This window comes from Holospora curviuscula (genome assembly GCF_002930195.1).
GTDB classification, from domain to species: domain Bacteria; phylum Pseudomonadota; class Alphaproteobacteria; order Holosporales; family Holosporaceae; genus Holospora; species Holospora curviuscula.
Genome location: NZ_PHHC01000115.1, coordinates 1 through 20,843 on the forward strand (window position 1 = coordinate 1; position 20,843 = coordinate 20,843).

Annotated in this window: 13 protein-coding genes and 2 pseudogenes; 11 read left to right on the forward strand and 4 right to left on the reverse strand. The window is 37.3% G+C overall.

Annotated features, from left to right (window positions below; genetic code table 11):
* Positions 1 to 136 (reverse strand): annotated as a pseudogene (locus HCUR_RS09650) (IS481 family transposase); the annotation flags it as partial.
* A gap of 352 nt (positions 137 to 488) precedes the next feature.
* On the opposite strand from HCUR_RS09650, the gene HCUR_RS05950 reads away from it, so the two are divergent.
* The 9 genes from HCUR_RS05950 (at position 489) to HCUR_RS05990 (ending at position 9,946) form a co-directional block, all read left to right on the forward strand.
* Positions 489 to 1,010 (forward strand): hypothetical protein, encoded by a 522-nt coding sequence (locus tag HCUR_RS05950; protein ID WP_104207182.1) that lies wholly within the window; start codon positions 489 to 491, stop codon positions 1,008 to 1,010.
* 194 nt (positions 1,011 to 1,204) lie between these two features.
* A complete protein-coding gene (locus HCUR_RS05955; protein WP_104207183.1) occupies positions 1,205 to 1,885 on the forward strand; it encodes a MarC family protein in 681 nt (226 codons plus the stop codon).
* The gene (locus HCUR_RS05960) at positions 1,876 to 2,616 is read left to right on the forward strand and encodes a dihydrodipicolinate reductase C-terminal domain-containing protein (RefSeq protein WP_104207184.1); all 741 of its coding nucleotides are present in this window, start codon (positions 1,876 to 1,878) and stop codon (positions 2,614 to 2,616) included. Before HCUR_RS05955 ends, HCUR_RS05960 begins: the two co-directional genes overlap by 10 nt.
* A 213-nt stretch (positions 2,617 to 2,829) precedes the next feature.
* Positions 2,830 to 4,167: a 3-deoxy-D-manno-octulosonic acid transferase gene (locus HCUR_RS05965; RefSeq protein WP_104207185.1), complete on the forward strand. Its 1,338-nt coding sequence runs from the start codon at positions 2,830 to 2,832 to the stop codon at positions 4,165 to 4,167.
* Positions 4,168 to 4,323: 156 nt separating this feature from the next.
* Positions 4,324 to 5,799, forward strand: coding sequence for a trypsin-like peptidase domain-containing protein (locus HCUR_RS05970; protein WP_207760955.1), 1,476 nt, complete (start codon positions 4,324 to 4,326; stop codon positions 5,797 to 5,799).
* Positions 5,786 to 6,310: a transcription antitermination factor NusB gene (locus tag HCUR_RS05975; RefSeq protein ID WP_165780817.1), complete on the forward strand. Its 525-nt coding sequence runs from the start codon at positions 5,786 to 5,788 to the stop codon at positions 6,308 to 6,310. Before HCUR_RS05970 ends, HCUR_RS05975 begins: the two co-directional genes overlap by 14 nt.
* A gap of 1,136 nt (positions 6,311 to 7,446) precedes the next feature.
* Positions 7,447 to 8,295, forward strand: a complete 849-nt coding sequence (gene rpsB, locus HCUR_RS05980) for a 30S ribosomal protein S2 (RefSeq protein WP_104207188.1) — start codon at positions 7,447 to 7,449, stop codon at positions 8,293 to 8,295.
* Between the two features lie 44 nt (positions 8,296 to 8,339).
* Positions 8,340 to 9,203, forward strand: coding sequence for a translation elongation factor Ts (gene tsf, locus HCUR_RS05985; RefSeq protein WP_104207189.1), 864 nt, complete (start codon positions 8,340 to 8,342; stop codon positions 9,201 to 9,203).
* The gene (locus tag HCUR_RS05990) at positions 9,203 to 9,946 is read left to right on the forward strand and encodes a uridine monophosphate kinase (RefSeq protein ID WP_104207190.1); all 744 of its coding nucleotides are present in this window, start codon (positions 9,203 to 9,205) and stop codon (positions 9,944 to 9,946) included. Before tsf ends, HCUR_RS05990 begins: the two co-directional genes overlap by 1 nt.
* Here HCUR_RS05990 and HCUR_RS05995 read toward each other — a convergent pair.
* A complete protein-coding gene (locus tag HCUR_RS05995; RefSeq protein WP_104207191.1) occupies positions 9,892 to 11,373 on the reverse strand; it encodes a leucyl aminopeptidase family protein in 1,482 nt (493 codons plus the stop codon). The two genes, HCUR_RS05990 and HCUR_RS05995, sit on opposite strands and share 55 nt — an antisense overlap.
* 395 nt (positions 11,374 to 11,768) lie before the next feature.
* Between HCUR_RS05995 and HCUR_RS07890 the strand changes: the two genes are divergently transcribed.
* Positions 11,769 to 11,972: a hypothetical protein gene (locus tag HCUR_RS07890; protein WP_129591942.1), complete on the forward strand. Its 204-nt coding sequence runs from the start codon at positions 11,769 to 11,771 to the stop codon at positions 11,970 to 11,972.
* Between the two features lie 288 nt (positions 11,973 to 12,260).
* Positions 12,261 to 12,905 (forward strand): annotated as a pseudogene (locus tag HCUR_RS09655) (transposase family protein); the annotation flags it as partial.
* A gap of 713 nt (positions 12,906 to 13,618) precedes the next feature.
* Here HCUR_RS09655 and secA read toward each other — a convergent pair.
* Both secA and HCUR_RS06025 read right to left on the reverse strand, forming a co-directional pair.
* Positions 13,619 to 16,342, reverse strand: coding sequence for a preprotein translocase subunit SecA (secA, locus tag HCUR_RS06015; protein ID WP_243397299.1), 2,724 nt, complete (start codon positions 16,340 to 16,342; stop codon positions 13,619 to 13,621).
* Positions 16,343 to 17,831: 1,489 nt separating this feature from the next.
* Entirely contained in the window at positions 17,832 to 19,730 is a 1,899-nt protein-coding gene (locus HCUR_RS06025; RefSeq protein WP_104207197.1) for a lytic transglycosylase domain-containing protein, read from the reverse strand.
* Positions 19,731 to 20,843: the final 1,113 nt, after the last annotated feature.

Here is a 20,843-nt window from a genome sequence, read left to right on the forward strand (position 1 = left end):
TTTTTCTCCACTTGATGATTGTTTTTGGGTTAACATTAAATCTTTTAGCCGCTTTTCCTATGCTCTCTTTACTATCACGGATCTCTCTACGGATTGCCTCCGTTGTTCTGGCATTTGCGTGTAATACTTGTCCCATAAGCTTTTTCTCCATGCATTATTATCTTCATAATATATACCATAACTCTCTGGGATCAAACAGCTAAGTTCGGTATCAAAAAAATAAAGTTTAAAAACAAATTTAGGAAGTGGCAAAATTAATCCGAGGTAGTGTGTCCCTCTTCCTACAAAAAAGCACCCTACTAAAATAGCATCATTTCAATTTTTTAAAACCAGAAAAGGGCATCCATATCATAGCCCCTCTTTCGCATTCGTAATTTTTATGTTATACATATGGGCGTGGAGTCTAAACGCTTGTATTGGCGTTTTCTTTATGGTTTTACGTAATGATAGTTATTAGATTTCACGTACAACCAAGGGAGTATTAAACTATGAAAAAAAATTCTTTCAATATTCTATGTTTCGCTCTGAGTTTAGGAATCATCATTCCATCTCAAGGATGGTCTGAGGGTACAGAGGTGGCCGATCCATCCCAGCAGCCTACTGCAGCTCCGATGCCTTCTCAGCCCCCCGCAGCACCCGATCAAGCTCCTGAAGCCCAGGATAAAGCTTCTGCTCCATCACTAGATGCAGCAGGTGTAGCGCCGGGAGCAGAAAAGCCCCCTGGTGAAGCGGCATCGCCATCAGGAGCAGCAGCGACACCAGAACCCGAAGCAGGAGCAGAAAAGCCCAGTTCAGAAGAAGGAAAAAAAACAAAATCTAAAAAAAAGAGGAAATCTAAAGGAAAAGGTCGTGGTAAGCACGGGACTTCTACCCATGCATGCCCCCCTCCTGCAGACGTAATTAGCCAGTTAAATTCTCGCAATAATGTAGAGCCTGCAGATTCTATGTGTAATCCAAAAGGAAGTACCAACGAAAGTCTTGGAGAAGCTACTTCAACAATGCCTCGCTAAATCTTTTAAACTTGACGTAATGATAATAATAGAGGGGTGATATTAAAAAATATCACCCTTTTTTTGATATAATCCGGGTATTGGTACACCATAAAATTTTGTTCAGAGGGACTAAAATTTATTCCATGTTATCAAATTGACAACGTAAAAAATCAAGGTAAAATAATACACAAAATTAAATTTATTTTACTGGTATGGAACTTTTAGATTTTTTTTACACTTTGACCACTAATTTAATGATTGTGGTCAATCCAATTATTGTAGTTTCGGGATTCGTGGGGCTTGCAGGAGATGCTTCTCAGAAACAGCAGCGTGCTCTTGCTCTTCGTGCTTCTCTCGTAGCACTAGGACTGGGATGTGCTTTTGGCCTATTTGGCATGCGCTTGTTAGAAGGAGCAGGCATTACCATTGCAGCACTTCGGGTCGCTGGAGGATTTTTATTATTTCGTACAGCTTCTGAACTAGTGAGTGCCCAAGATTCTTCGGGAGATTCTAAAAGATCTTCAGACGTCATGCGCTTGGCCGTTTTTCCCTTGGCTTTTCCTGCCATCATTGGACCTGGAGCGCTGTGCATTATTGCAAATGCCTGTGGTACAATTCAAACCCCTCATATAGGATATGCGTTGGCAAGTGTACTAGCCGTCACCGTAACCGTAGGAATTAATTTTTTATTCTTATACATGGCTCCTCAAATTATAAACTTACTAGGACATAATATTTTAGAAATTACCAAGCGATTAGTAGGACTGTTTTTAGCAATATTAGCTATGCAAATTATAATTGGAGGAATCACTGAAGTACACAAATCCTGGGAAAAAGTAGAGTCTGTGGCCTGTAACTTTAAAGCTTTGGAGCCCGTTTTCCGATGCGTGTAGGAGTTTTTGGAGGATTAGGAAGATTAGGTACAGAAGTGGTAGCTTTAGCAAAAAGTTACCCAGGAATTAATGAAATCCTTATTAAAGATTCTAAACAAGAGAAGAACAAGAATTTTATCTCTTTTGATGAGTTTATGGCGAAGTCTGATGTAATTATTGACACATCTTGCGCAGAAGGAACGAAAACTTTGATTGATGCGATCTCTTCCTACAGCCTAGTCCAAAACATTAATGGACACAAAAAAAAAGCTCTTATTATTGGAAGTACGGGACACAAATCAGATGTCAAGGATATTGTTGATGATATCCTCAATATCGTTCCTGTGCTTTACGCTCCCAATGCAGCCCAATCTTTATGGTATTTTTTGCGTTCTGTCACACTGTTAGCAAAAACTTTAGGTCCCTCCTGGGATGTGCATATAAAAGATCATCACCACAAACATAAACGGGACACTCCCTCGGGTACCGTGATGTATTTTATTCACCATTTAGAATCTATTTGCCCTTGGCTACACAAAAAAATCCAGTGGAATTCAGTGCGCGCAGGAACGGGAATGATTTTAAATTCTGTACTATTTTCTGGAAATAACGAAATCATTGAGTGTACTCATCAAGTTTTAGAGGTAGGAGTATTTGCAAAAGGATTATTAGATATGGCGCACTGGATTAAAGAATGTAGTCCAGGATACTACGACATTCAGTGCTATATCAATTATCAAGAAGGTGTGTAGTAAAGTGCTGGTGCACTCAGCACTTTATTTTGGTAAAATAAGAGATTCTCCGTCTCTACTCTAAGACTTTTTATGGTGAAAAATAAAAAGTTTTTTTACTCTCCTGCCCTTTCAATGCACTGTATTGTTTTTTTTACGAATTTTTAAAACACCTTAAAGACCAGTACTAAACAATGAATTTGCACAAATTTTTTCCCCCATAAAGGCGTTTATATGGATTACCAAGTACACTCACTCCCCTTTCCCGTCAAGCCATCGTTATGGTTTAGAGGAGCGATGACCATTTATCGAATTTTGTCTTTATGGGCCATTCCCTTGTTTTGGATCATTGCTCAAAAGCGGTTAAAGAAAAAAAAAGAAGACCCTTTATGTCTTAAGCAGCGCTTTGGAATCACAGATCAGCCGCGTCCCCCCGGCTTCGTAGTATGGATTCACGCTGCCAGTATAGGCGAAACCCGAATGGCACTATCCCTTACCTACCAATTGCTAAAAGATAATACAGATGTTCACGTTCTTCTCACCACCCAAACCTTAAGTGCTCGTCAAATAGTGCCGAAAATTCCTGGTATTCTTCATCAGATGGCTCCTTTTGATAGCATTATTTATGTAAAGCGTTTTTTCCATCACTGGAGACCGTGCTGCGCCTTTATTCTAGAATCGGAACGTTGGCCTAATCTTCTTTACGAAGCTTTTAGATGCACCATTCCCTTAATTGGCGTCAATACCAAAATTTCTGAAAAAAGCATTCTTCGTTGGGGTATCGCAAAAAGACTATTTTCTGAATTCCTTACTCTATTTTCTTTGTGTTTTACCTCTTCTCAAAAAACAAAAACCCAGCTTCTTCAAGCATCTTTTAAAACTATACCCGTCTACGTATCCCCTTCTTTAAAGTATATTTCCTTTCCTGACAAAGATTACACAGCAGTCCCCATCCAAACGCTTAAAGAGTTTTCCACCCTATGGCAAAAAAAAGACTTTTCTTTTAAAGGACGCCCGTATTGGCTTGCTTCTTGTATTCACGCCTCTGAGGTACCTTTTATTCTGAATACTCACAAAGCTTTATTAACCCATACCCCTGATCTACTCCTTGTATTAATTCCCAGGCACCTGGAACCTTCGAATATTTTTCCTCTCACGTCTGCATATTGGTCAAAAAAAAACACTATTTTAAAAGAAACTTCGCTTTATATTGTAGATGTTTTTGGACAAACCCAAAACTTTTACCAAAATGCTAGATTTTGTGTTTTAGGAGGTTCTTTTTCCCCCATAGGAGGACACAATATCATAGAACCCGTAGCGCAAGGATGCGCTGTAATTCATGGCCCCCACCTTCATAATTGTCCAGAACTTTATGCGCCCTTTATAGAAAAAGGGGCATCTCAGCTTGTGACAGACATATCCAGCCTAACAACAGCAATTCAAGAATTTTTAATACATCCTCATCACGCCAAAGCCTGCGCTGAACAAGCTTATAGACTATACGGTGCAACCCAAAAGGAAATCCAACAGTATCTAGAATATCTCTCTTCTATTTATAAAAAAATAAAATAAAATCTTTTATTTATTATTTTAGACTGTTTTTAATAAAAAAAAAATTTTTTCTATCTTGATTTTTTACTGAAAAAAGGCATAATGAGTGGAGCGGAAAGATAGATCCTTAGGATCAAAAAAGATATGATAAAAAACACAACTCTTTGTACAGCAATAATGTATAGTTTTCTCTCTTATGGAGACAATATTGGAGACAGCAAATCTGAGTCAGCTCCGGTAACGCTTTCAAAAATTCAGGATGAGTTTGCCCATCTTATTGAAAATTTTCTTCCTTCTGTGGTGAATATTGAAGTGACTTGGGAAGAATTAGCCCAGGAAAGCTCTGGAGATAATGACTTTCTACAAGATTTTCTTGAAGGATTTTTATTTCGTGACAAAGAATCTTCAGGACAGCGACGTGGATTTCGAGGCGCTCCCCGAGCACCTCAAAAACAAAAAATGGCCTCTCAAGGCTCTGGGTTTATTATCGGGTCTAAAGCGTCAAAAGATGGAAAACAGAAAATTATCCATGTAGTCACTAACAGACACGTTATCGCTGGAGCGCTCAAGCGAAATAGTAGTTCTGCCTATCGTCCTGGAGCAAAAGTCAAAGTAAGACTTCAATCCGGTGTTAGTTATGAGGCAGAAATTTTGGGCAGTGATTTGATGTGTGATATTGCAGTATTAGCGTTTAAATCTGAAGATTCCCATCCCATATTATCTTGGGGAGATTCTAGTATGGTGAAGCAAGGACATTTTGCATTGGCTGCGGGAAATCCATTTGGGTTAGGTGGTACAGTAACAGTAGGACGTATTTCTTATAAAAATCGAGAATTTGGCGCAGATACTGGAGATACTACAGAAGGACCTGATCTTTTTCTGCAAAGCGATGCAGCTATGAACCGAGGAAACTCTGGAGGGCCCTTACTCAATATTCAAGGAAAAGTTATTGGAGTAAACACTGCGATATTTAGTCCCACTGGAACCTACGCAGGCATTTCTTTTTCTGTTCCGTCAGTGCGAGCAAAAATTGTGGTGGATCAAATTATTGAAAGTGGATTTGTCCATCGCGGTGTGATTGGTGTATTTTTACACCCGAGGGGAGTATCTGGTACCGAGCACATGACAAAGGGAATGCGAGGAGTATTAATCAAAGAAGTTTCTCCCGGATCTTCTGCGGATAAAAAAGGTGTTCGAGCAGGAGACATTATCTTATCTGTCAATGGAACTTTGGTGAAACATTGGATTCAAGTGCGCTCTATTATCGGGTTTGTTAAGCCAGGACAATCGGTAAAATTAACATTATTAAGAGGGAAAAACAAAATTGATATCGATGTACCAGTAGAATCTTTTTCTTCTGACACTCTACAACGATCCAATCAATTTATGGGCGTAGCGTTTGGACTTTCCTCAGGAAAATTAAAAGTCCAACACATTGAAGAAGATTCGTTGTGGAAGAACGGCTTAATAGTGGAAGATGAAATCCTTCGCTTAGGCGATCAAGAAATAAAAGATCCAAAACTGTTTATAGATCAATTAAATCAATTGCAGGAAAAAGGAGTGAAACGGGTTATTATAACCTTAAAAAGAAAAGAGAAGGAGATATCCATCATTCTTCCGTTAAATCATGGAGGAGAGTATGAGTCTTCTTGATAATGTTAAGGGTACATTAAAGCCAAAAGAAAAAAAACTATTCTCTTCACGTTCTGTTGCCAGAGCCACAGCTATCCAGGGAGTGTTTATGGGGAACACTCCTTATGCCTCTTGTTTAGCAAAATTTTTAGATCCCATTATTCAAAGCGGGGTACACCCACTGTTTTGCGATGACATTTTCTACCCCTTGGACACACATTTTTTACAAACTATTGTTTCTGGAGTGGAAACTCACAAAACCTTTTTAGATCAGGTCATAGAAACCGGATTATCTCGGTCTCGATCCGTGCTTACTTTAGAAGAAGTAACCCGAAGTATCTTATTGTGTGGTTCCTGGGAATTAAAGTATGCCTCAGAAAATCCCGCTCCTGTCATTTTGTACGAGTATGTTCACTGGGCGAAATATTTTCTTTCAGAAGGAGGGTATGGGTTCGTTCACGGAGTATTAGACAAAATCCGTCCATTACTGCGTGAAGAAGAACAGAATAATTCAAAAACTGTTTTGGTGTAACACATAAATTGCTTACGCTCTTGGCATTCTAAATCCTAACTTTCATTGCATCCTAGTAACTAAAAAGTTGGACTGGGCTTAGAAGACAACAGAAATAGGTACTGCATTAAAAAAAATAAAAAAATGAAAACCTTTCAAATATTCAATTAGGCAATGTCGACATATTTTGAAAAGAAGTGATATTCTCTGTAACAACAAAGATTCACTTTTTATAAAAATCATCTGAGAGACAATCAATTTGAGAAGATAGAATGTGCATTACCTGGTCTTTCTGGAATGCGAGGACATTTTTTGGATGACCATGGACGTTTTGTGAAAAGCGTGACTTGAATGGGACGAAACAGCGGTCTATAGCGCTCTACCCCAAAAAATTGTGGGAAAAAACTTGAGTGTTCATAAACGCCAGACCAACAAGAACGTGTGGCAGAAGGTGTTCAACACCTTTGTGGAAGACGCAGACATGGAATGGAAAAGGGGTGATTCTACTATTGCGTGGGGGCGTCAGCGCGAAGCTGGTACAAAAAGAAGTTCGAACCCACGCATTAGGGCGCTCTTCTGGTGAATTTTTTACTAAAATCTATTCTGCTTACGATATGCTTGATCCCCCCATTTGATGTATTTATAACAAGTGGAGAAGTGTCTGACTACACACGCTTTGAGGTTTTTGGAAAGTGTGAAAGCTAATACTATCCTGACAGAAAAAGGCATATGATTCTGATTAGGTGAGTACAAAACGTGTTAAGATGGAGAGTAAAGGTGTTATGTCTGCAAAATTCTATCGCAAAAAACTGTAAGATTTTAACAAAGACCTTGATAAAGCGTGAAATTTGATAGAGCACAGGTTCAAATCAAGCACTTTCAGCGTGTTGCAACGCGCTATGGCACAACAAGCAGTTTTTCTGGCTTTTTTTACCATTACTCGTATCCTCCGGTAGCTTAAACACTACCTAGTGTCTCGTATAACAGGAGGAGAAGCGTTCAGCTTTTTTTTCGAACTGTACTGTACCTGTTGAAAATTGAGAAGATTTTGTTACAATGAATGGGTAACGTGAGTAATCTTCGCAGCAAAGCACGTGTTTCCAGTGTACGGTTATGTACGAAGCTTTGCGGTGAGTGAACTGGAATAGGAAATAGATATGACGTATAAACCTGAGGCACTATGTCCTGAAGACTTAATTCGCCGCTCTGTGTATCTGGGACATAAGGCGTGTCGAGGAAACCCAAAAATGGCACCTTATATTTATAAAAAACATGATGGAGTGCATATTATTGATCTTGTAAAAACTCGAGAAAATTTTGAACGAGCACTTATAGCAATTTACACCATCACAGAACAAGGAGGGCGCGTTTTGTTTGTAGGAACTAAGCCTCATGCTCGGGAACTCATTAAGACTTATGCCCAAAAGTGCGGTCAGTATTACGTAGATCATCGTTGGACGGGCGGAATGTTGACCAATTGGAAAACTGTTTCTGCATCGATCAAACGGTTAAAAGAGTTAGAAGAAAAATTAGCGTCTCCTGAAATTGTGAATTATATCAAAAAAGAACAACTTCAGTTAACACGACTATGTAACGGATTAGAACGAAAACTTGGTGGTATCAAAGAGATGGGTGCACTGCCTGATGTTATTTTTATTGTAGACGTAGTACAAGAACACATTGCAGTAAAAGAAGCGCGAAAACTCAACATTCCTATCGTGGCTATCGTGGATACCAACGCAGATCCCGATGGGATTGATTATGTTATTCCTGGAAATGATGATGCAGCCAGTGCAGTAGAGTTATACTGTTCTAGAGTGTGTGATGCGGTATTGGCAGGGTTACAAGCAGAAATGGAAAAATCTGGAAAATCTTTAAAACCATCCGGGGGTCCAGGACCAAAGTTTGATGATCACCTATTAACACAATTGACTGAGCATTTTAAACAAGGCGAATTTGAAAATTCAGGGTCTAAACTTCAAAATTCTTCTTCCCCTAATCTGTAAAAAAGTTGTTATTTACTTAAATATTTTCTACCAGGAGCATTATCATGAGTACTCATATAAGTATAGTAAAAAAATTACGCGCAGATACTGGCGCAGGAGTTTTTGATTGTCAGCGGGCATTGGATGCTTGTAACGGAGATCTAGACCAAGCAAAATTATGGTTACGAAAAGAGGGAATTGCCAAAGCCACAAAAAAACAAGATCGTAAAACCGCAAAAGGATTAGTTAGTTCTCGCGTAGAAGGCGGATTTGGTGTGCTATTAGAACTCAATTGTGAAACAGATTTCGTTGCTCGAAATGAGCGATTTCAAGAGTTCTTAACAGCCCTCCTAAAAGATGTTACAGAGCATCGTATTTCCTCTGTTGATGCGTTGCTAAGCCACGAAACTTTGAACGTTCCCGAGCGCATTCTGGAGCAAAGTGGTATTTTGGGAGAACATATTCAATGCTCACGGCTAGGTGTATTGGAAATCAATCCTGGAGTTGTGTCCTCTTATGTTCATTGGGACGCCTGCCCTAATATGGGCCCTATTGGGAGTTTGATAGCTCTGGAATCTGAACTTTCTGAAGAAATTTTAATCCCCTTGGGTGAGAGTATTGCTATGCACATTGTAGCTTCTTCTCCTACGTATGTCAGTATTGACGATGTTTCAAAAGAAGATATTGCGCGGGAAGAGTCTATTTATCGTGATCAACTAAAGAATACTCCCAAGCCCCAAACCATTATTGACAAGATGATTTTAGGGCGTATTAGAAGCTTTTTTGAAGAGACTGTTCTGGAAGAGCAAAAATTTCTTAAAGACCTTTCTCGATCAGTAAAAACCCAAATTCAAGAAATAGAAAAAGCCCACGGTAAACCTATTCATATTAGAGGGTTTTTAAGATTTGTACTGGGAGCACAAGTCTAATGTTTGCATCCGGAACACGAATTTTGCTAAAACTATCTGGGGAAGCATTGGGAAACCATTCTTCAGACAGTGCCGAAGGTATTGTTCCTGATATACTAAAATCCATTTGTCTTCAAATCAGAGCATTATCTGATTATCGGTGGGCCATCGTTGTAGGGGGAGGTAACTTTTTTCGAGGTGCTCAGGCATCCTGGTGCCATCGCAGTACTGCAGATCGTATGGGAATGCTCGCTACAGGAATGAATGGTCTTGCATTACAAGAAATGTTTGAACATTTAGAAATGAGAAGCCATATTTTTTCCTGTGGCGTATGCAGCGGTATAGGAACAGTGTATGATCCATCTTTGGCACGCAAAGCATTAAAAAATGACGAAATTGTCATTTGTGTAGGCGGAAGTGGTCTTGCTCATATGACGACAGATACCACCAGCGTACTGCGGGCCTGCGAGATGGACTGTCCTGTTATTCTAAAAGCAAGCTCAGTGGATGGTGTATACGATTGTGACCCAAAGTATCATAAAAATGCAAATTTTTTACCCCATATTACCTACGATCAAGCGCTGGCTCAGGGATGGAACGTAATGGATCCTACTGCATTTACACTGGCACGAGAATTTCGAAAAGAAATTCTCGTTTTTTCCATTTTAGAATCCCAGGCGCTAACTAAACTTTTAGAAGGGTCCTTACGTCATAGCTTCATTTCAGAGAACAAAGAATTGAAAAGAGAAGTATTTTTTTCATAATTTTTTATCCATAAATCCAAAGCTCTGAGGCCAAATGCCCTACCTCCTTTGGAGGCGCGCGGTGTGTCTTGGTTAAAAAAAGTCACGCAAGAGATGTCTATGTGTGCCCAAGGAGTTTTATTAACAAATCTGTGTAAAAATTGTGCTGCAGCGTAAGCTTCAAAGCCATCATTTTGGTAGGTAATCGTTTGAGTAGCAGTATGATCGTCACTCCACACTGGATCAAAACTTTTTACAATCGGAAGTCTCCATAATTTCTCATCCACTTTGTTCCCTGCACTTAAAAGCTGGTCTGCGAGTCCATCACAATTGGAAAATAAACCAGCATATTCTGCTCCCAGAACTTCCCCTATCGTATCCGTTAAGGTTGCTAAATCAATCATGGCGGTAGGATTGAACCGATTTTGTGTATACCATAGTGCGTCAGCCAAAGTAAGACACCCGTCAGTATTGGTACTTAGCACTTCGATGGTGTGACCAGAAAGGGAAATTACTTTATTGTCTAGATCTTTTAGACTTTTAGAAGGTATATTTTCCACTAAAGCAACAACACCCACTACATGAGCTGAAGATTTTCTCAGTGCCAAATTAGCCAAAATTCCACAAATCACTGAAGCCCCTGCTCGATCCATTTTCATTTCCCCCATTTTTTTTTTAGAGTACAAGCTTGCTCCTCTACCTACAAAAGCGAGAGGTCTTTGATCTAGAGGAGAACCTTTCTTTTTCCCTTTCCATGTTAAAATTACGACGTAAGGGGCTGTTTGAGTAAACTGTGCTTCCCACAAAAGTGCTCGAAACCCTTTTTGAGCAAGCTGCCTTTGGTCCAAAACTTCCACAACAATTCCTATATTTTTCAACCCTAATAAAAGCTGAATAAATTTTTTTGGTGAAAGCAAATTGGAAGGCGCATTCATAAGGTCACGAGACCAGTTTATCGCACGCGCTAATCTTCTATGATCCTGAAAACTTTTCCCACAAGTGCCTGCCTCAGGATGAATGAGTAAAAAATTCTGGCAGAAAAACCGTTCAGGTTCGCACCTAGAAGTACGATAAGTAGTAATATTCCAGTCCCTTAACAAAATAGCCAAACCAATCGCCTTCAACACATCTGGATGGAGTGCTTCCCCCAAAAAAGACACAAAAAAAGCACAATGACGATAGGAATTTAGATGCATGAACAGTGCACCTACAACTTTCGCAGCGCGTTCTGGAACAAGATCTTCTTTATCAACAGATAAAAGAAAAATTATAGTACCATCTGGCGATGTGCAAAATGTAGAATGTCCTTGGTGTACGAATAAATTACTGGTAGTTTTTGCTAGCCAAGAAAAAAGAGGATGAGAGTGGAGAAGCACAGGCGTAAAGTCTTCCAGAACCAGAACAATGGATATACCGTATTTAGGAACAGTTCTAAAACTAAGCCACATAAATATTTTACTTCAATGATAATACACTATTTTAGCTGAATACAAATAAAAATTATGTAAAAGAAAAATGCCTCAAAGTAGCGACTATACATTCAATGGCCTACAAAAGTTAAGAAAGTACGTAGTATAATAAATCATCTTAAATGAGATGCACAACCATGGTAAAATAAAAAAAGCAATATTAACAACCCTTTAGAGTAACGATTGAAGAAAAAAAGTAATTAAATTCCCTGAGCAAAAGAACGCATCAAAAGTGTTTGAGGTGCAGACAAATACAGTCAGTAAATGGCGTCATAGATATAAGCAAGAAGCATGCTAGAAAACGTTTAGGGTGTAAACGTAGGATACATTATGCAAAGATAGAATTATTTTTCAAAGATAATACGAATACTAGATTGAAGAGTATTGAGACTGAGTTTGCGATAAGCGAAAGATATACTGCAGTCGTATTAAAGCAGCTAGAATTTGGCGATAAAAAAATCTTTTCTTTTAAGGGAGCAGAGCAAGAAAATCAAGATGAATACCTAGAAGTCATAAAAGATATACCCGAGCATAGTCTTGTCTATATGAATGCAAGTAGTATTAATACGGCGCGTTGAAAAGAGAAGGGATGGAGTAAAAACCGAACAGCGCTTAGGTAAGAAGCGTAGTACGTATTCAAAAAAACCATAGTGTAGCTCGCTTAGTGAATAATTCCTCTTATGATTTTTAATAGTTCTTACAATACGGATCTTTTTAATCATTGGGTAGAACAGTGTTTAATCAAAGCTCTAAATTTCGGAAAAGTATTAATTCGGCCTCATTCAATAGACCTCTTGAGAAACTAGATTGAATTTAAAGTTTGATGTAAACGCTCTATAGAAGGATCTGTCATGAAGTAGGAAACCATGAAAAATATAGAAGACGAAAAATTTCGTCGTTTAACAGGCGTTAAAAGATCACCTTTTGAAAAGATGCTTGATATTTTGAGAGAAGCCGAAGGCCTTAAGAAAGCGAAAGGCGGTGGAAAGAACACGCTTATTTTAGAGGATCGCCTTCTTAGGGCTCTTGAGTACATCCGGGAATACCCGTACTTATTTCCATATAAGTCAAAGCGATGGGGAAATGGATAGAGGGCACGCGTATCAAGCACCCTGATTTTGCTTTGCCAGGTAAGAAAGCGCTTTTGAAACGTGATATGAATGATGAAGGGGTGTTAATAGATACAACAGAACCCCCAATAGAGCGCCCAAAAAAAACAAAAGCATGACTACTCAGGGAAAAAGAAAAGACACCCCTTAAACACTCAAGGTGTAGTAACTCAAGAAGGTATATGCACGGCTTTTTCAAAGGGCAAACGTCATGATTTCAGGGGTTTTAAAGAATCAAAAACTCCTATTCATTCTAAAATTAAGGGTATTACGGATACAGGATATCACGGCTTGAAAACACTCCATAGTAGAACTGACATTCCAAAAAAGAAGGGTAAGAAAAATCCGCTAACGCAAGAAGAAAAAAGGAAAAATAGAGAACTTTCCAGTGAGCGGATAATTATTGTTTGTAATACTTTTCACTGCTCAAAGAGGGACTTTTTATAAAAGAAAATTAAAATTTTATAGACGTTAACATATCTAACATTTCTATTTATTTTGCTATCTTGTATTAGAAATTTAATTTTTTACTTATAATATCCATACGTATTTTATGCTTTACAACAACTAAATGGTTTAATAGTTCAAGAATAACCAATATTTTATTATTTTGTAAACTAATTTTTTTCTGAGCTGAAAGTACCCGGTCTCTATGAATAAACACAGAGAAGTTGTAAGAAAGATCATTTTCGTCCAAATAAAAAATAAATTTTTTAGCACTCCTTAAGCAAAAAAAAATTTCTGCGCCACTTTATAAACTCATTAAAGCACAGCAAAACCTTTACCCAATCTGTGGTTCTAAAAATAATTGCATATAATTTTTTTAATGGATAAACAATTAAAATTTGAAAATAAATGACGAATATAAATATTTTCAAATTCATCAAAATATTTAACTGAGTTTTTTATTAATAATATTTCAGACGTAAGTGCACTCTATTTTAAACTTAACACTCTTCTCCCTCAATGAGTGTGTTAAGCCTTTCCAAAGATTTTAATATCTAGAGGGTATCTCAGAATAAATCATAATTTTTAACTATTCCTCAAGTCTCAAAGCCAGAAAGACTTATCCATCTTAGAAATTTTCTATTTAACATTGCATTTACACTGTTTTTTTACGATAAAATGCTTCCATGGCACTGTTTGTATCGTTTTCCTGAACCACAGGGACAGGGGGCATTTCTGGGAGATACATAAGGCTTTTCCTGATTGTTTGTAAACTCTAGAAGTGAAGGTGGGGCCACAGAAAGTGGGGCATCGTATTCTATTTTTTTTGACTCAATTTCCTCTACGGGTTCTGTTTCATCATCATATAGGGAATGCCACTGTTCCAAAAGTTTTAATGGATCTACGTTATAGAATTGAGTTAACGATTGTTCTTGCCATCCTAGGATCATATATTTAAAAAGCGTAAAGGCTTCTTTTTTATACTCATTAAGAGGATCTTTTTGCCCGTAGGAACGTAAGTGGATTCCCTCTCTTAAATGGGACATCACGTTCAAATGTTTGGTCCATTCTTGATCTAAAGTTTGTAGCAAAATAGTTTGAATCATATTCTGCACTAACATTTCATCTAATGTTTCCACATACCTCTGGTATGCTTCCTGGATAGACACCAAAATTCGTTCCTCTAAAATTTCTGGCGATAACACTTCTTGTGCTATCCAACATTCAAAATCTATATCAATTTGAAATACCCGTTTTATAGCATTGGTTAGATTTGACAGTTCCCAAAAATCTGGAAGCTTTTTAGAATTTGTATAGTAAGAAACAAGCGTATAGACTAGAGCCTCTTGAATGTCTTGAAATACATCCAATGCTTTTCCTCGTAATAAATTATTTCTTGTTTTATATACTTCTTTACGGTGTTCGTTCAAAACTTGTGCATATTTCAACAATTGTTTACGGCGCTCAAAATGCTGTGCTTCTACTCTTCCTTGAGCTTTTTCAATATTACGAGTCAGCCAGGGGTGGGTCACTGGAATGCTATCATCTTGATTGTCTTTTAAAAAAGAACGTTTGACAAATTCAATATTAGAACCAAAAACCCGCATAAGATCATCTTCAAGACTAATAAAAAATTTTGATGTTCCTGGGTCACCCTGCCGTCCTGAACGCCCTCTTAATTGGTTGTCAATACGACGACTTTCATGACGCTCTGTACCCACAATATACAATCCCCCAGCCTGGATAGCAATCTGTTTTTGGACTTCAATCTCAGCTCTCACCTCTGTTTCAATACGGGCCCGGGACTCGGAATCTTCAATATCCTTTAAGCGCAATGCTAATTCATTACTCACAGAGCCACCCAACTGAATATCTGTACCTCGCCCTGCCATATTTGTTGCAATGGTGACTGCACCAGGAAGACCGGCTCGCGCGATAATAATTGCTTCTTGTTCATGATGACGCGCGTTTAAAACGTAGTGAGGAATTCCTTCGTCTTCAAAAGCTTTTGAAAAAATTTCACTTTTTTCGATGCTGGACGTTCCCACCAATACAGGCTGACGTTTTGCACGGCATTCCTCCACAAGACGAACTACTGCTTTTATTTTTCCCGGAAAAGTTGCAAATACTTCGTCATCTAAATCTTGACGCAGTACTTTACGGTGAGTAGGAATTTCTACCACGGGTAAGCTATAGGTTTCTTGGAACTCTGCTGCTTCTGTAACTGCAGTTCCCGTCATACCGGCAAGCTTTGTGTACATTAAAAAATAATTTTGAAAGGTAACGGAGGCCAAGGTTTGATTTTCTGGTTCAATTTCTACTCCCTCTTTAGCCTCCAACGCTTGATGCAGTCCATCAGAGTAACGACTGCCTTTCTTCATTCGCCCTGTAAATTCATCAATAATAATCACTTTACCGTTGTGGACAATATAGTCAATATTTTTCTCAAACATAAAGCGTGCTTTAAGTGCTTGATTAAGGTGATGAACCAGCATAGTGTTCTGAGCATCAAACAGCGTGGTATCTTTTGTAATATTTTGTTCTTTTATCTTCTCTTCTACTACTTCCCATCCTTGTTCTGTAAAGGAAATATTTTTTTGTTTTTCATCTTTTTCATAATGTTCTGGCAAAAGCTCTGAAACGATACGGTCAATGGTTTGATATAATTGAGAAGAATCTTCCGCAGGACCTGAGATAATCAACGGGGTTCTAGCCTCATCGATAAGAATACTATCTACTTCATCTACAATTGCAAAATGATGTCCCCGTTGTACTTGATCTTCCAGACGTGTTTTCATATTATCCCGCAAGAAATCAAACCCAAATTCATTGTTTGTTCCATAAGTAATATCGCAACCGTAAGCTTGGCGCTTTTCATAAGACGGTATATCACTGGTAACACACCCTACAGACAATCCTAAAAAATTGTATAAAGGACGCAGCATGACTGCATCACGATTCGCTAAATAATCATTGACGGTGACAATATGAACACCTATCCCCATAAGCGCATTTAAATAGACGGGAGCTGTAGAGGCGAGGGTTTTCCCCTCACCAGTTTTCATTTCTGCAATCATTCCTTTATGAAGGGCAATTCCCCCCAAGAGTTGGGCATCAAAATGACGCATCCCCAAAGTTCTAACAGAAGCTTCACGAATCACCGCAAACGCTTCGCAAAGAAGAGTATCTAAAGATGCGCCTGCTTGAAGACGCTCTTTAAATTCTTGTGTTTTATGTTGAAGTAACTCATTACTGAGTATTTGTATGGAGGGCTCCAGTGCGTTAATTTTAGCAACAATTTTATGCAACTCCTGGACTATTTTATAACTTTTTTTATATCGCTTAAAATAACTTACAAATTTTTTGTTCCATTTTTTCCACACTGTACTCACCCTGTATTGCCTCAAAATCGCGCTGAATTCTGCATATATTTTGCCTATTATGCCATATGTTTCCTTTAAAAACCAATGTGTAAACTAAAAAATATTTTAATCTATTTTTAAAAAATAATAGAAAATTTTTAAAGGAACATGATGGTTGCTCAAGAATACGCTGATGCAATACGAAGGTTTTAGCAAAACAAAGACTGCTCTTTTACCATGCCCTCTGTACAATGAAGAAACTTTTAAGATAGCGTGAACAGAAGAGTAGTAAACCCTAAAAAACTACACAAAATACGCTATCCTTTTCTAAAATTATGTGAACCATAGTATACCTCGGTATACTGAAAAATTAATTCTTTGTATGCCCTAGGTGAACTATTTTTGAATATATACTGTAATGTGATTTACAAATTATGTGGATGCGTCATAAAAGCCCACATATATAAAGAATAACTAATACAACAAAAAAATCACGCAAGAGTAGATTCAAGGTTTTGAAGTGCAGAAAAATACAATAACTAAATTGCTACATTGAATAATAAACATAAGAAAAAAATTATAAAACTAAAAAATCCTTTGGTTACAAAAATACGCTTGATTATGAAAAAGTAATTTTTTTTGTCAAGAATAGTGAAGATACTAAATTGATTGAAATAGGTTCTAAGTTTTCTATAAGCAGAAGGTAAGCTGAACTAGTATTAAAAAAGCTGAGCTTCAGCTATAAAAAAAGCATTTTTCTATAAGAACAAAAGCGCAGAAAAGAAAAACAAGTACAAGAAAGCTATAAAAGATACTCCTGCAATGCTTTTTTAGGTTGATGAAAGCAGTATTGAACTCAAAACGTGTACAAATAAAAACTTGAGTAAAAAAATTAAAAAACTTTTTACTAAAAATAGTACTACAGATTACAAGAGAAGGAATATTACAGAAAATTTAGCCAATAATCAATCGATCACGTAAATTATATTACAATGGCTCCTGAAACACTGCGCATTTTAATCATTGGCAAGAACGCGTTTTAAGCTAAAAACCGATCACGTTGTGATTATGGATTCTGCTTTTTGCCATACCTTTCAAAAAAAGAACATAATTCATTAAATCTGGTGTTTACAGAAGAAGTTTCTCCTCCTTATTCACAAGATCTGAGCCCGATAAAAAAAATTCTGGGCTAATATGAAGCGATGGATTAAAGATAAAATTGCTGCGTGTACGCATCTCAACAATACTTTAAAACAGTTCTTTTCTGAACCCAATTCAATATGAATTACTATAAAAGACTTTAAAATGTCAATACACTATTTTTTGATGATCCAATTTTGGAAAAATAGTTTGTTTTTTTCTGTGTCTATATTCAGGATAATTTTCACACTATAAAATAGGCAGCCTCAGGTTGAATAGGAAGATGAGCTTTTTTCTATTTTAGTCTAGATCGTAAAGATTTAAGCCACATGATGGTATCATTCTCAAGATTTTTTTAGAACTTCTCTTCCAGTCTGTGTTATAAAGTTAGTAACCTTTCCACGTCTTGATGCCTTAATGTGCGTCCTTGCATCCAACGATACACACAATAAAAAGATAAAATTTTACAAATATACTGACGTGTCTCCTCATAGGGAATACGTTCTATCCATAAGCAGGTCCTTAATATTATGTCAGGTTCATACACCGGATATAAAGTTTTATGCCATTCGTTTAGCTTCCGGGTGCCTGCGTTGTAACTCGCAATACCCAAAACGTACTTGTTTCGATACAAAGCCAATTTTTCTTTTATTTCTTCAATTCCTAGGCTCATACCATAGTCTAATTCTTTCATTCGATTCAGGCTGTACGGAAGACCTGCTTTTTTTGCATATTTTTCAACTTCAAAGGGCATAATTTGCATTACGCCTAATGCTCCTTTAGAGCTTACGACATAAGGAGAAAAACAAGTTTCACCTAGGGCAATAGACCATATCAAAGCAGGATCTTCAAAAGGTCGTGGAAGTGCACAAGTGGGATAAGCCACAGAAAATACATATTGAGCACGATGCGCTGAAAGCTTTCTTGCTAAGTAGACCGCTTCCGAAGGAAACTGTTTTCGTAAAATTTTTACAAACGCCCAACATTCTTGAACGGAGCTAAAATTGTCAATAAGATCATCAAGTAAACAATTGACTAAAGAGACATGATCTTTAGGAAAACCATAAGTGTTTTTGTCTCCTAATAAGTTCAATAATCCTTCAATTACACGAGATCTTCCCATTGAAGAAGGATGAACAAACTTCATCGTTAATTTACGCTTTAAACGCGTCAAGGCCATTTGGCCATAGAATAAAAAAGGATATTGACTGGCTTTTTCAAAGTATTCTTGAGCTTTAGGAATATGAAAATATTTTTGACAGCACACGCCGCACCAAAACGCTGCTTTTGCATAATATCTTTCTCGAAGCATAGAAGAAATAACCCAGGGATCTTCCATAAATGCCTGCTTCATCATCTGGTTAAAATGACCTAACGCCTCTTTCCAATGGTATAAATGGAATTGGATTAGTCCCGCAATCCAGCTCTGTTCGATGGGAAATCGACCGTTATCTTTTAATGTGGTTTGAATGATTTGGAAAGCTTTTGTATACCATAACTGTGCTAAAGATTTGTGATGGGATGCCTCAAATCCATTTCCTTTCTGAATCAGATCTCTAGCCAACGCACGGGATATATTAAACCCTGCTTGATTGGCTTGGGTATTAAAGGTGTATATCTGAGATAAAAGATCATTTTTCCAGAAAGACCAACAGCGGCACGCTGCTTCTAGCTGATCTTTTCGCAGCAAAAATCGAATATATGCCCGTCTTAATACTGGTATAAAGTAAGCACGGTGAGTTTTGCGATCTACGAACGGAACCCATCGAGCATCTAAGCTCATAAGACCCGTTGCGATACGCAACTCATGGCTTGGATGAAACTTTTTCTCCAGAAGATTGATGATGAATTGTGCTTTCTGGATTAGAGGGTTTTGAGGACTACTAGTGCTGAGAAGATAAATAATCTTACGCTCATGATCGATGGTGGAAAGTACGGGGGACCAAATCCGTAAAAATATTTGACTTAGTTTTTCAGACGCGGTATTTTCTATCCAAAATCGTCGTACAGCATCTTGCTGAAGCAGAAGATTACTTCCGTTTTTAGAAAGAACCTCTCCATATCGAATCCAACCTTGTATTGTTTGGGGTGGATTTTTACTGAAAAACTGTAAGATCTTTTTTTCATCTTGGTTTTTTTGGATGAAGAAAAATTCCATTTGTTTTTTAAGCTGAGCATGAGTTTTTTTAAAAAGAAGCGGTTCAGTGAAAGGAATAAAAGGCAGTGGCTTGGAGTACACGATACCAGGGGAAAAAACAAAAATAAAAAGTGAACGCATTCCTAAATTTTCCTACAGGGCTTATCTTAAAGTATAGAGTATTCTTTTATAAAAATAAAATCTTTTAGGGTATCATTAACATTTTTTTATCAATAACCCATTAAATACGCTAATGACGTACTTAAAAAAAAGCATGTTCACGCTGTTGAAAGTACTGGTGATTTCATCCAAAAAGAAATACATGATGCGCTTTGCACGGCGCATCGAAGCTCACAAAAAAGACTTACGACTACAGGTGATCCGTATGAAGACGATGCGTGTGATAACCCATCGCGTAACATATTCTATCTGCGCACTGAAAGCATTAATTATATTCCGCTCATTTTGAGAATATTATGAAAAAATAGTGTGTCAACGCCTTTCGTTGACTGATAAAAAATTAAATGTTCAGTCCTAGAAAAGTAATAGTTTTTTAATACTAAAATTTTCTGGATGAAAAATTCCAATTTTTATGATAGATTGATAAATTAACACTCCGTTTAAGAGAGTAAAATTTTTGAACATTTTTACCTAAACATAATAAAAATATGCTTTAATACGTTTCAAAAAAGGTTTGGAATTTCTGGGAAGTGCAACCCTTCATTGCGCTAAAAACCATTCCTTGTTTTTTTCAAAGACCTTTTCTGAAATCGAAGTAACCTCTTGTGTTTAAGGTACCGCGTTGGATAGAAAGGGTGGTTTTTGACGAAAAGGAGCAATTTTTAGAAAAAACTTTTGCAGAATATTCCCATTATATAATTTTTTTAACTTAGCTTGAAAATAGGATTAAATGTATCATCATTGGAAGAAAATGAAAAAAATACAATAGAAGTAGCAAGAAGAAAATATAGAATAGACTTAAACGAAAAAGCAATAAAATACATAAATTGGGTAGCCTTTTCGTAAGTAGAGGCTGGATACGCTAGGAAAAAGAACGAGTAATCAAACCTAAAGCACAATTAGATAGAAAAATAAAAATGAATCCAAATCAGCTAAAAATAAATATCAATAAACGATCAAATATAAAGCTTTATAGGACCTGAAAATCTTGTATCGAGTAACAAGAGTAGTACAAAGACGACTCTTTGCAAAGAGAGGAGCTTGGATAAGATAAGCAAAACACTGGTTGGTAAA